The 12,053-nt window shown below is 51.0% G+C and carries 11 protein-coding genes; 4 read left to right on the top strand and 7 right to left on the bottom strand.

What is annotated here, in order from left to right; translation table 11 throughout:
* Positions 1 to 917 precede the first annotated feature (917 nt).
* Positions 918 to 1,091, top strand: coding sequence for a hypothetical protein (locus ACFSUS_RS15060; RefSeq protein WP_381523915.1), 174 nt, complete (start codon positions 918 to 920; stop codon positions 1,089 to 1,091).
* Here ACFSUS_RS15060 and ACFSUS_RS15055 read toward each other — a convergent pair.
* The 5 genes from ACFSUS_RS15055 to ACFSUS_RS15035 form a co-directional block, all read right to left on the bottom strand.
* On the bottom strand, positions 1,088 to 1,237 hold the full coding sequence (locus ACFSUS_RS15055) for a hypothetical protein (protein ID WP_381523914.1): 150 nt from the start codon (positions 1,235 to 1,237) through the stop codon (positions 1,088 to 1,090). The genes ACFSUS_RS15060 and ACFSUS_RS15055 overlap by 4 nt on opposite strands.
* Positions 1,238 to 1,374: 137 nt before the next feature.
* On the bottom strand, positions 1,375 to 1,869 hold the full coding sequence (locus ACFSUS_RS15050; RefSeq protein WP_381523912.1) for a DUF4126 family protein: 495 nt from the start codon (positions 1,867 to 1,869) through the stop codon (positions 1,375 to 1,377).
* Positions 1,870 to 1,943: 74 nt separating this feature from the next.
* Positions 1,944 to 3,032, bottom strand: coding sequence for an NAD(P)-dependent alcohol dehydrogenase (locus ACFSUS_RS15045; RefSeq protein WP_381523911.1), 1,089 nt, complete (start codon positions 3,030 to 3,032; stop codon positions 1,944 to 1,946).
* A 173-nt stretch (positions 3,033 to 3,205) separates the two neighbouring features.
* Positions 3,206 to 4,255 (bottom strand): SDR family NAD(P)-dependent oxidoreductase, encoded by a 1,050-nt coding sequence (locus ACFSUS_RS15040; RefSeq protein ID WP_381523910.1) that lies wholly within the window; start codon positions 4,253 to 4,255, stop codon positions 3,206 to 3,208.
* 114 nt (positions 4,256 to 4,369) lie between these two features.
* Complete coding sequence (locus ACFSUS_RS15035; protein ID WP_381523909.1) at positions 4,370 to 5,527, bottom strand: zinc-dependent alcohol dehydrogenase; 1,158 nt, start codon at positions 5,525 to 5,527, stop codon at positions 4,370 to 4,372.
* A gap of 374 nt (positions 5,528 to 5,901) precedes the next feature.
* On the opposite strand from ACFSUS_RS15035, the gene cphA reads away from it, so the two are divergent.
* Positions 5,902 to 8,592, top strand: a complete 2,691-nt coding sequence (cphA, locus tag ACFSUS_RS15030) for a cyanophycin synthetase (RefSeq protein WP_381523908.1) — start codon at positions 5,902 to 5,904, stop codon at positions 8,590 to 8,592.
* 137 nt (positions 8,593 to 8,729) lie between these two features.
* Here the strand turns inward: cphA and ACFSUS_RS15025 are convergent, their stop codons facing one another.
* Positions 8,730 to 9,617: a helix-turn-helix domain-containing protein gene (locus ACFSUS_RS15025; protein ID WP_381523907.1), complete on the bottom strand. Its 888-nt coding sequence runs from the start codon at positions 9,615 to 9,617 to the stop codon at positions 8,730 to 8,732.
* Positions 9,618 to 9,693: 76 nt separating this feature from the next.
* Positions 9,694 to 10,431, bottom strand: a complete 738-nt coding sequence (locus tag ACFSUS_RS15020; protein WP_381523905.1) for an SDR family NAD(P)-dependent oxidoreductase — start codon at positions 10,429 to 10,431, stop codon at positions 9,694 to 9,696.
* Between the two features lie 402 nt (positions 10,432 to 10,833).
* Between ACFSUS_RS15020 and parS the strand changes: the two genes are divergently transcribed.
* Both parS and ACFSUS_RS15010 read left to right on the top strand, forming a co-directional pair.
* Positions 10,834 to 11,319, top strand: a complete 486-nt coding sequence (gene parS, locus ACFSUS_RS15015) for a type II RES/Xre toxin-antitoxin system antitoxin (RefSeq protein WP_381523903.1) — start codon at positions 10,834 to 10,836, stop codon at positions 11,317 to 11,319.
* Positions 11,320 to 11,322: 3 nt separating this feature from the next.
* Complete coding sequence (locus tag ACFSUS_RS15010; RefSeq protein WP_381523901.1) at positions 11,323 to 11,856, top strand: RES family NAD+ phosphorylase; 534 nt, start codon at positions 11,323 to 11,325, stop codon at positions 11,854 to 11,856.
* The last annotated feature ends 197 nt before the right edge of the window (positions 11,857 to 12,053 follow it).

The raw sequence follows: 12,053 nt of genomic DNA, 5'->3' as shown, positions 1-12,053 counted from the left end.
TGTCATAATTTCTACCGTCAAACGTCATCAGTTCCGGTACTGCCTGGTTAGCTACCAACCAGAACAGGATTATCTTAACGGGAATGTGTACGACGTGCAACAGGGTTAATTGATCGAACCGCAGCGTATTGATTAAATCGTATCCCTGAACGGGTCACGAACAACCTATTGTGAGTAATAAAGGAGGAAGTACTAAAAGCGGAAAACGGGGAGGGAAAGTTGTTGATTTCCAGGTAAAACCCCGCTACGGCGAGCCCTGCCTGTAAACTCAGCCAGGGAACTAAGACAACGAGCGTTTCTTTAAACCCAGACGCAGCCCGGTAAAGAAAGCAGCAGCAAAGCAGGGTCGTCAATCCAAACACAAGACTGATGTAAGAAGGAAGGTGGGTAATCATTACGAGTGAGGTTTATATAAAGGCAGAGATACGTAAAAGCTAAGCTATATAATGCTAGATACCAAGCAATTAAATAGCCGAAGGGTCGTTCTGTGAGCAGGACTGGACGAAATTCTGTTATAAAATCAACTCTTGTCGCACTGAGTTTTCTATTTGTGAATGGCGCAGTGTGGTAGCTACTTATCTAAAGACTCATTCGAAGCTAAGTACCTACCAACAGATGCTAGCCGCTAACGCATCAGCTAAGACAGCGATCACGTATCGCCTTCCTGCCGAACAAGAGTGGAACAAATTGTCCCGGCGCTTTACTGATAAGGATAATGCTGGAATCGGCTTTCGATGCGTTATAATAGTTGAAAAAACAGGTAAGCCAGAAACACCAAGTCTCATATAAGCTGCAGACACGTCCCGGTAAGGGGTAAGGGTGTCGTTTGTACTGCTTAAATAAACAAAAAAACTGATTCAACCGGCTTGTACATCGGTCGAATCAGTTGGTCTGAGTTACTACGCTTTTCTTATTGCTTGCTTTCCGCCTTCTCTTTGCGGGTTGCTGCGGCTTTCCTGGCAGAGGCTGAACGCTCTTCAGCGGTTCGGGAAGCCGAAGCGGCTCCGCCTTTTTTGCCTCCGGTTTTTGTTGGCTCTTTGTTTGCGGCCGAGCCACGGCCTGACGCGGCCCGACCTGAACCGCTCTTTTAGCCGCTCCCCGACGTTTTATTGACCGTTGCCCAGGCCCGGCGCTCTGCTTCTTCCTCGGGCACTCTGCGCTCTTCGTAACCTTCCTCAATATGCTTCGTCTGCCGTTTTTGCTTATCGGTATAAGCCGATTTGTCTCCTCGTGGCACAGTTCTAATTGATTAAGTGATGATGAAACGTACAAAGATTACCTGGTTGGCTCCACTAACTTCGTCGCCTGGCGACCGCATGTTTGGAGCAACTATGATGAGAGATCCGTGGCTACTGCGCAAGAACAACCATTGCCTTACACCGGCTGTGGCACTGGTTCGATAGTATTGACAATCGACCAGCCGAGACCAATGGCCAGGGCATCTTCGGCCAGTGCCACTACCGGATCGGGTACGCCTACCCCTTTACTCAGCCATTGCCGCAGGTGGAAAAAGACCAGCGTACCCACCACCGTCCCGAGTCCGCCGACAACGGCCCCAACCGGAATCTCACCGCCTTCGGCCTGGGTCAGAAATCCTCCACAAGTTGCACCCGACGCAACCCGAGTTGCAAATTCAATCGGAATCGTGCGATCGGGTACGTTCGGAATTTTGTCGCCAGCAATCTCGCCACCGGCCAATACCTTCAGGGCTAACGATGTGGTTGGCTGAGCCAGGTAATGAATAGGTTTGCTTGGTTGTTTAGTTGGAAACGTGCGGACTAGTTTGTGGCTCAACAAGGCTGGCGCGATTAAGGACCGCATACCAGCAACGACACCAATACCGAATGCCTTCAAATATGTCTGATTCATAGCATTATTCATTGTTCAATAAGAGTAGTGAACCCCCGAACGTTCATTGGTTATCAACACGGGTAGGCCACTGATTAATGCTCATCTTTAAGCGTTTGCATGTCAATCACGAATCGAAACCGCACATTGTCATCCATCATCCGACTAAAGGCGTTGTTGATGTCTTTCATCGCGATTAGCTCTACCTCGGGCATAATCGCGTGTTCGGCGCAGAAGTCCAGCACTTCCTGCGTTTCGGCAATGCTACCAATAATGGAGCCGGCTACGCTACGTCGATGCATGGCCACATCCATGTTGTTGAGTGGGCTTTTATACTTACCCAGCAAGCCTACTGTAACCAGTGAGCCGTTTTTCTTCAGCAGGTTGACGTAGGCGCTAACATCGAAGGGATCGGGAATCGTGATCAACAGCATATCGAACGCCAGCTCGTGGGCTGTCATCGCTGCCTTATCATCTTCAATGAGCACCTCGTGAGCGCCCAACGCCTGGGCTGCTCCGCGTTTCTCTTCACTCCGAGTAATGGCCGTTACCTGAGCCCCCATTGCCTTTGCCAGTTGAACCGCCATGTGTCCTAAACCACCAATGCCAACGATGCCGACCTTGTCGCCTTCCTTTACGTTCCAGTGGCGTAATGGCGAGTAAGTGGTTACGCCAGCGCACAGGATCGGAGCGGCCCGTTTAGCGTCCAGCGCGTCGGGAATCCGCAGCACAAACGACTCTTTCACGACAATGCTGGTGGAGTAGCCTCCGAACGTATTGAAGCCGTTTCCGTTGGGTTTCATGTAGCCGTTGTAGGTGGCCGTCCAACTGACGGGGCCTTCGCAGTAATTCTCTTCGCCTTCCTGACAGGACGAACACTTGCCGCACGAGTCGATCATGCAACCAACGCCCACCACATCGCCCACCTGGAACTTGGTCACGGCATTACCGGCCTGTGCCACTTTCCCAACAATCTCATGGCCGGGTATGCAGGGGTAGACTGTGTTGGCCCAGTCGTTCCGAACCTGGTGCAGATCGGAATGGCACACGCCACAATACAGAATGTCAATTAGTACTTCATCCTCTTTAGGACTGTTACGCTCAATGTCCATCCGCGACAGACGACTGAGCGAGTCAATGAGTGAGGCCTTTGCCCCGTATGCTTTTGTTTTTATCGCTTCCATACGTTGGGTATAAGCAACTGTTAAATCAGTGGATTTCTTGTAAACGGGCCGAACTACTTTAGATCAAATGGAACGCAGATTCCTATGATAGTTATGATCCGAATGATCTACAAAATCATAGCCATCATAAGGATCTGCGGTCTATTTCGCTTGTCTAGTCACACTTAGATGATCTATACCAAGGCTTTCTCAACGGTGGCTTTAGCGTGATGATAAGCCCCGGTTACCGAATCGGCTACGGAGCTCAAGGCGTTTTCTGCGGAGTGCTTGGCTTTACCGGCTTTATAGCGATACTTAACCTTGTCGTAGGTACTAATGCCATAGCCGTTGCGAGTACGGGACAATAACCACAATCCACCAATGACCACTGCTCCTACAGTGAGTGCCACAGTGATAGCCTGCTTTTGCTTTTCGACCTCTTCTTTTGGCGTCATCTCACTTCGAACATTGGCGGCTATGAGCGGATCGGGAAGAATGTGCGCTAAGGCTACTGTCAGCTTATTTTTGAAGCCAGCCACAACGTGATCTTTGCCACTCATCAGTGCTTCGTAACCGGCTTTGGCGACATCGGCTGGGCTGGCCGTTTTTGATGGATCAGCTCCTTTTACGTGGGCAGCACCGGCCGTCCGGAAAAAGTTAGTACTCGTAGCTCCCGGCATCAGCACCGTAACCGTAATTTTTGCGCCACTCGCCTTTAGTTCGTCGCGAATGGCTTCGCCGAATGATTTAATGAACGCTTTGGTAGCCCCATAAACGGCCTGCAATGGATTGGGCGCTACCGATACCTCAGAGCCCAGCAGCAGAATTTTTCCGTCATTGCGGATGACCATATCTTTGAGATACAGCTTGGTCAGGTGCATCAGTGCCACGGCGTTCGTCTGCACCATAGCCAACTCTTTTTGCAGATCAGTTTCGGTAGCAAACTGGCCGTATTCGCCAAAGCCCGCATCGTTCACTAATACATCAATGTGCAAGTGTTGCCTACTTGTTTCGGCATAGATTTCGTCGGGGGCTTTGGGGTCGGCCAGATCTTTGGTTAGCAGCGTCGCTGGGGTGCCGTACTGATTCTTGAGGTTATAAGCGACTTGATTTAAACCTTCTTCATCGCGGTCGACCAGAACCAGCGCGTAGCCATCTTTAGCGAATAGTCGGGCCAGTTCGAGGCCAATGCCGCTGGCGGCACCCGTAATGAGGGCCGTTTTACCGTTTTGTTGCGTTTCCATACGTTGATTAATTGTCGTTAGGTGGTCATTTGTTATCATCAAGTAGTCATTGATGGTTTAGTTCTACAATGAATGACCACCTGATGACAACAAATGACTATCAATGACTATAGTTTAAGGTTTGAGTACTACTTTGGTGCAGTCGTCTTCTTTCTTTTTGAAAATTTCGTAGCCCCGCGCAATGTCTGACAGCGGCAATACATGAGAGATGATGTCGTCGAGCACAACTTTCCCCTGGGCTACAAGGTCCATCAACATACTCATATCGCGGCTTACAAACGACTGTCCCATGCGGACCGTCAGCCCTTTGTCGAAGAAGCGGCCTACCGGAAAATTGTCGGATGGCGTTCCATACACACCCACTACGGAGACGATACCACCCCGGCGCACGGCCCGGAAACACGTTTCTAACACGCTGGTGGTGCCTTTTTCAAGATTAAATACAGCTTTCGCTTTGTCGAGTACGGATCGTTGGGCTTCCATGCCTACCGCGTCGACGCAGAGGTCGGCCCCACGGCCATCGGTCATGCTACGAATGACTTCTATTACGTCGACTTCGTTTGGATTGAGCGTTTCAACTTTGTTCACGCGCCGGGCTCGTTCGAGTCGGTAGTCCAGCGGGTCAATCGCAATGACGCGTCCGGCCCCCTGCAACCAGGCCGATTTCTGGGCCATCAAGCCCACGGGGCCCGAGCCGAAGATGGCGACCGTTTCGCCCCCCGTCAGTTCGCCCCAACTTATCGAACTCCAGCCCGTTGGGAAGATGTCGGTCAGAAACAGGACCTGCTCATCTTTAAGCGTTTCAGGAACCAGGTGCAGGCTGTAGTCAGCGTAGGGGACCCGTACGGCTTCGGCTTGCCCACCGTTATAGCCGCCGTAGAGGTCAGAATAGCCGAAAAGAGCACCGCCTTTCTCGCTGAGCAACCCGCCATCTGGCCCGTAGGCTTCTTTGTTCGAGGTTTCGCAGTGCATCTGGAGGTTACGTTCGCAGAAATAGCACTTCCCGCAGGCGATGGTGAAGGGAACCACCACGCGGTCACCCTTTTTAAGATTCGTTACGCCCGAACCTACTTCTTCTACGATCCCCATGAACTCGTGACCGAGTACTTCGGGACGAAGTTGCGGCAAAAAACCGTCGTAGATGTGGAGGTCGGAACCGCAGATGGCGGTAGACGTAACGCGGATGATGGCATCGCGGGACTCTTCGATCTTGGGGTCATCAAAGTGCTCGTAGCGGATGTCGCCCATTTTGTGAAATACGGCTGCGTTCATAACCAGCGAATTGAATCAGAGAAAATCATAAAATAGTCTCGATGTAACGGCTGGTCCAGGGTTTGGTTTACAAAACATACTAACTGGTAGGATTAGTAGGATAGTAGGGCTACACTCAATTGCCTTGCCAGGTCGGTTTACTGCTCAATGCTGCTGTGTATACCCATTAAGGTGTCGTATGCCCAAATCCTCACCGAACGTTTTAGGCTGTAAACTTTTAAACGTATCGGCCGTTTCGTAAGGGCTTACCGCAATCATGACAAATAGGTTAGCCCTTCATACCTCTATACATCAATCACTGGAAATAGAATCACATCGGCCAATTCAAGTTGTGCAAACGTGTTGTACACTTACTTTGACTTGTCAGACTTACTATGAAAATCATCGACATCCGCGCGTTGAAAGGGCCTAACTACTGGTCAATTAAACGTCATAAACTAATTGTAATGCGATTAGATCTGGAAGAGCTGGAAGAGTTCCCCTCCAACAAGATCGACGGCTTCTCTGAACGGCTGCGAACCCTCATCCCAAGCTTATATGACCATCGGTGTTCGGAAGGTCGGCCCGGGGGCTTTTTTTATCGGGTCGAGCAGGGAACCTGGATGGGCCACATCATTGAGCACATTGCACTGGAGATCCAGACGCTGGCAGGCATTGAAGTGGGTTTTGGCCGCACCCGCGGAACCGGAGAATATGGCGTTTACAATGTTGTTTTCGCTTATCAGGAAGAACGGGCTGGTTTTCACGCGGCCCATTGCGCTGTTAAGATCGCTCAGGCACTGGTGGATGGACAAGCCTATGACTTACAGGCTCAGATTGCCACCCTCAACCGGCTTTACGAAGAAGATCGGTTAGGCCCCAGCACATCGGCTATTGTTGAGGCCTGCCTTCAAAAAGATATACCGTATATCCGTCTCGACACCGACTCAACGGTTCAGTTGGGCTATGGTGCCCGGCAGAAGCGTATACAAGCCACCGTTACCTGTCAGACCAGCAATATGGCGGTTGAACTGGCCGCTGACAAAAACGAGACCAAGCGTAGGCTTGGCAGTGCTAGTATTCCGGTACCGCTTGGCGAAGTGATCAGAACCGAAAACGACCTTCAAGATGTGCTTCGACACCTTGATTTTCCGCTGGTGGTCAAACCGCTGGACGGTAATCATGGGCGGGGCGTAACGACTGACATTCGAACGGTCGAAGCACTGTTCAATGCCTTTCTGATGGCCAAAGCGCAGGGCGAGGACGTATTGGTTGAGCAGTTTGCCGAGGGCAATGATTATCGGCTACTAGTGATCGATTATAAACTTTGCGCAGTTGCCCAGCGCGTACCCGCCCGGGTTATCGGCGACGGCGTATCTACCATTCGCCGACTCGTCGATGAGGTGAACCAAGACCCACGGCGTGGGGAGGGCCACGTAAATCTGTTAACCAATATCGAGATCGACGAGGCCACGATCAACCTGCTCACGGAACAAAACCTGACGGTAGATACGGTGCTGCCGGCCGGTCAGGAACTATATCTCAAAAAGACGGCTAACTTGAGCACGGGCGGTACGTCGGTGGATGTAACGGATGGGGTGCATCCCGAGATCAAGGCCATGGCCGAACGCACAGCCCGGATCATTGGGTTGGACATTTGCGGTATTGATTTAATTGCCAAAGATATTTCCCGTCCTTTGAAGAAGTCCGAAGCCGTAATCATTGAAGTGAACGCTGGACCGGGTTTACGTATGCATACGCATCCATCCGAAGGAAAGCCGCGCGAGGTCGGCAAAGCGGTGGCTGACATGCTGTTTCCTATTCAGACTGTGGGTACATCCGTCGGTACCCCAACGGACCCTAAAACAGAAGCGCCCGGTCGCATTCCGATTATCGCAATTACGGGCACCAACGGTAAGACCACCACGACCCGGCTTACCCAGCATTTAGTTCGTCAGGTGGGGTATACGGTTGGTTTTACCGCTACTGAAGGCATATATATCGGCGATTCGCTCATTGAAGAAGGCGATTGCACAGGCCCCTTGAGTGCCCTGAAAATACTACAGGAGCCTTCGGTCGATTTTGCGGTATTAGAGTGCGCACGCGGGGGAATGTTACGTTCGGGCCTGGCCTTTGACCGGTGCGATGTAGGAGTTGTAACCAATGTGGCGGCTGATCACCTTGGCCTGCGCGACATTAATTCGGTGGAAGACATGGCCCGCGTGAAAGCCATTGTGGCGGAGAGTGTGAAGCGTGAGGGCTATGCCGTTCTGAACGCCGACAACGAGTACACCTATGCTATGCACCATGATCTCCGCTGTAACATCGCTTTTTTCAGCATGGACCCCACGAGCGAACGGGTCGTGGCGCATTACCGGGCCGGTGGGCTAGCCGCCGTCTACGAAGATGGGTTCATTACCATTCGGCGGGGGGACGAGCGGATTCATGTTGAACACATAAACAATATTCCGCTGGCCTTTGAGGGGAAAGCCCCCTTCATGATTGAAAATATCATGGCGGCTGTACTGGCCGTGTACTGTCAGAACCTGCCGCTTGCCTTGATTGCCCGAGGCCTCCGTTCGTTTGTGCCGTCGTTCGAGAACACGCCGGGCCGGATGAACCTCTTTTGCTTTCGGAACTACTGTGTTCTGGTCGATTACGCCCATAATCCGCACGGGCTAGCCGCGTTGGGCGAATACATCAAACAGGCTGGCGTAGCGCGTAAGGTGGGTATTCTGACCGGCGTTGGCGATCGTCGCGACGAAGATATTGTTACGATTGGCCGGTTGGCTGGTAGTATTTTTGATGAAATCATTATCCGTTTTGATGAAGACGGCCGTGGACGGGACAAAGCGGAGATTGCAGACCTGATTACGCAGGGGGTGCGTGACGTTGACAAAGACAAGCCCATCCGCGTGATACCCGACGAGCTGGCCGCGTTGACCTACGCCATCAAAAATGCCCAAACGGCTACCATGATTGTTCACCTATCCGACCAGATAAACCGGTCTGTGGAGATCATTCGGGAGTTTAAAGAATTGGAAGAGCAATACGAACTTCATCCAGAGTTGCTGGAGCGAGCTTAACGCTAGTTCCGTTCGTGTAAACATCGGCCCTTCAGAACGTGTAATTCTGAAGGGCCGATGTTTGAGTTAGGGTATTCCTGCGGAAAGGGAGATAATTCACGGTCCGATTACGAACTATATCGTACTGAGACTTGTGCTCAATTCAGATAATGCTTTTTGTATTGGTTGGGACTAATCCCTGTTTGTTTCTTGAATAAGCGGGAGAAGTAAGGTGGGTTTTCAAAACCAAGCCTATAGGCTGCCTCCGCCACGGTATAATCGCCACCATGGAGCAGATTCTTTGCCGCCGAGACTAAAGCGATGTGGATGAGCTCCAGGGCAGTTTTCCCAGTTTCCTGCTTCAGCAGATCGCTCAGGTACCGTGCCGACATGTGTAGCTCAGCCGCCAACATAGCCACGGTAGGTAACCCCTTTTCCCGTAACAATCCTTGGTCAAGGTAGGCGAATAACACGGCATTGAACTTAGTGACTGTGGTCCCGGATACGATCGTACGGTTCAGGAACTGTCGTTTATAAAAGCGCTGGGAATAGGTGAGCATCGAGTCAATATGGCCCAAGATAATATCCCGGGTAAATTCGTCCTGGTTGTTGTTATATTCGGTTTCTATTTTCCGGTAAAGCTCCCAAATGATCTGCTGCTCTTTAGGTGATATATGGAGTGCCTCATTCAGCTCGTAATTGAAATAGCTGTACTTCTTAATGGCCGTATGCAGCGGATGTCCGCTCAGATAATCTTCATGAAACCATATTTCGAAGCCATCACTTTCCAGTGCTATATCTTTCATCTGTATAGCCTGCTGTGGTTTCATAAAGTACATCGATCCGCTCTGGTGGTCGTAACGTGTCCTGCCATATTTGATCTCACCGGAGGTTAGCCTTTTAAAGGCGATAATGTAGAAATCTGTAGTTACCTCATAGCTAACCACATTACGCAACGGGTCGCAGGTAAAGATTGTCAGTAAGGGATTTTCCGGTGCGGGGTAATTATTGCAGCGATGCACATCACCCAGGTGCTTAAAATGCATAGTACAGGAAGTTAAGGTTAGCCTGAGCATAAGCCCAGACTAACCTATTATAAAAGTAGGACTAGTTTGTAGGCTACTAAAGACCATGTGCCGCTATAGCAACCGCATTCCACTCTTGCCAGCTAGCCAGCCGCTGCTGATACACCGCTTGGGCCAGGGGCAACGCTTTTTTACCCAGGAACAAACGCAGCGGAGGCTCCGTTGCATCTACCAGCTTTAATATAGCGATCGACGTTGCCTGCGGATCGCCATAGGCATCGCTTTCTATTATGGCTGGATTCGAATTTAACTCGGCCCGTACACCATCATAGGCGGCAATGGGCTTACTTTGGATCGTTGATGCGCTGAATTCGGTGGCAAATCCATTAGGCTCTACGATAGTCACATGAATACCCATACCTTTCGTTTCCAGGTAAAGGGCTTCGCTAAAGCCTTCCACGGCAAATTTACTGGCGCTATAGATACCCAGGGAAGGAAACGTATAGACGCCCAGCGCACTGGATAGTTGCAGAATATGGCCGCTACCCTGTGCTCTTAGTATGGGTAGGGCAGCCTGGGTGACCCATAGCGAACCAAACAGGTTCGCTTCGATGAGGTTCCTCGACTCCTGCTCGCCGAGTTCTTCCACCATGCCAATGACCCCCATAGCCGCGTTATTGATCACGACGTCCACCCGGCCAAAATGGGAGTTTGCCTTTTCTAAAGCGGCAAAGCAGGCTGCCCTATTGGTTATATCCAGTTCCAGCGGCAGTACCGCGCTGCCATACTTTTCTACTAACTCGGTTAGCCCGCTGACCTTTCTTGAGGTAACCACAACCTAGTCACCCCGATCCAGGAAAGCTTCCGCCCAAGTTCTTCCAAATCCTCGGGATGCGCCCGTAATAAAAATTGTCTTAGCCATTGCCTCTTCTTTTTTTGATGAGGCAAAATTATCCTCCTAACCTTCAGCGCTACTTATACAAAACAGCAGAATACGGATACGTTTTTACAACGAAACCAAATAAAGACTGTTACAAAGCCGCCTTGTAAAAGGATGAATAGTGACGTAAGGGTCGCGAAAAACGCCCCATTTAAGGCACAGATTTATGAAAACTCTTGCGTATCTCGCAGGATCATTAAGTTGCCAAGTAATCTAAGATAACTCACAAACTTTTTTTCGACCGCATGGGTTGTAGTTACGTAAAATGTCAGTAACGTTGCTGACATATTGTTACTCATGAAAGCAACTACCGCGAAAGCTCCCAAAGCCAGGCCCGATGCCAATAAGAGCCGTACGCACCAACCGATCTTTGAGCCAGCCAATACCATGGTGCGCATCGTACCCGAGCGGACCGGCCCCTTCGAGCTCATCGCCCAGTCGCGCTCAGGGGTGGCCCATGCCGAGGTACGGCAACTAGCCGCCTTGTTAGAGCTAACGATTCGGGAGTTAGCCATCCTGTTGTCGATGAACGAGCGGACGATGGCCCGTCGCTTAGTGAGCGGGTCCTTGAACAAGGTGGAATCGGAACGACTCCTGCTGCTCAAAGCCCTGGCCGCTCATGGCCTGCGGGTGTTCGAAGAGCAGGGTAAGTTCAACCGCTGGTTGCGTCGGCCTCTGGAGATCCTGGAAGGTCAATCCCCCTTACAACTGCTGGACACGGCTACCGGCTTCCAGGTAGTCGATCAGATCTTAGGCCGTATTGAGTATGGCGTTTACAGTTGAGCAATGCCCTTAGTTTACCGTATCCAAAAGAGGCAGTTTATTGATTCTGTACTAACGGGAGAAGGGGCTCGGCTAAACGGTGGTCGGTGGAATCCACCGGGTACCCCCTTAGTCTACACCTCAATGACGCCGGAGTTGGCCTTACTGGAAACGCTGGTGCACTTGGATGGTACACCCCTGCGCGATTTGCCGCCGTTTGTGCGGGTGAGCATCGAGCTGCCGGACGCCATTGAGGAGATCCGCCTAGCTGAACTGCCCAGTGGTTGGGATGCGCTCAAGTATCCCGAAAGCCTACCGCAGTTTCTACTCCCTAAGCTAGTGCCTACTTACCCCGCCTTGGCCTTTGGTATTCCGTCGGTGATTGTCAGGAACACGCCTTCGCGCAACATCCTGATCAATCCGTTGCACCCGCTGATGAGTCAGGTGAAGGTGGTGGAAGTAGTGGCTCATGAGTTCGATGAACGATTACAGAAACAGGCTGAGACACCAGGGGTAGAAACCGCTCGGGCTAAGAAGAGCCAAAGACGGTCTACTTAAATGTCCCATCCTGTCTTAGTTCTTTTGTGGTAGAACGGCTTAGATCGTTTTGAAATACAAGCATTTATTGAGACTGTACTTCTTATAGTATTAGACTGATTTTTGCTATCTCTCCAGTGGTTCCGCACCGGAATGCCAGCCACCGGGGCTCAAGCCATTGAAGGAGCTCTAATAAGCATTGTTAGTTGAAAAGAAAA

Source organism: Spirosoma soli, from assembly GCF_042684525.1.
Classification (GTDB): Bacteria; Bacteroidota; Bacteroidia; order Cytophagales; family Spirosomataceae; genus Spirosoma; species Spirosoma soli.
Note: the sequence above shows the minus strand (reverse complement) of the source record. Positions and strands in the feature narration are given on the sequence as shown.

What these genes read in the sequence shown, in the direction of transcription:
- ACFSUS_RS15040 (WP_381523910.1), bottom strand. Translation starts at nt 4,255, where the DNA reads ATGGAAACGCAACAAAACGGTAAAACGGCCCTCATTACGGGTGCCGCC.
- ACFSUS_RS15035 (WP_381523909.1), bottom strand. Translation starts at nt 5,527, where the DNA reads ATGAACGCAGCCGTATTTCACAAAATGGGCGACATCCGCTACGAGCAC.
- cphA (WP_381523908.1), top strand. Translation starts at nt 5,902, where the DNA reads ATGAAAATCATCGACATCCGCGCGTTGAAAGGGCCTAACTACTGGTCA.
- ACFSUS_RS15050 (WP_381523912.1), bottom strand. Translation starts at nt 1,869, where the DNA reads ATGAATCAGACATATTTGAAGGCATTCGGTATTGGTGTCGTTGCTGGT.
- ACFSUS_RS15045 (WP_381523911.1), bottom strand. Translation starts at nt 3,032, where the DNA reads ATGGAAGCGATAAAAACAAAAGCATACGGGGCAAAGGCCTCACTCATT.
- ACFSUS_RS15025 (WP_381523907.1), bottom strand. Translation starts at nt 9,617, where the DNA reads ATGCATTTTAAGCACCTGGGTGATGTGCATCGCTGCAATAATTACCCC.
- ACFSUS_RS15010 (WP_381523901.1), top strand. Translation starts at nt 11,323, where the DNA reads ATGCCCTTAGTTTACCGTATCCAAAAGAGGCAGTTTATTGATTCTGTA.
- parS (WP_381523903.1), top strand. Translation starts at nt 10,834, where the DNA reads ATGAAAGCAACTACCGCGAAAGCTCCCAAAGCCAGGCCCGATGCCAAT.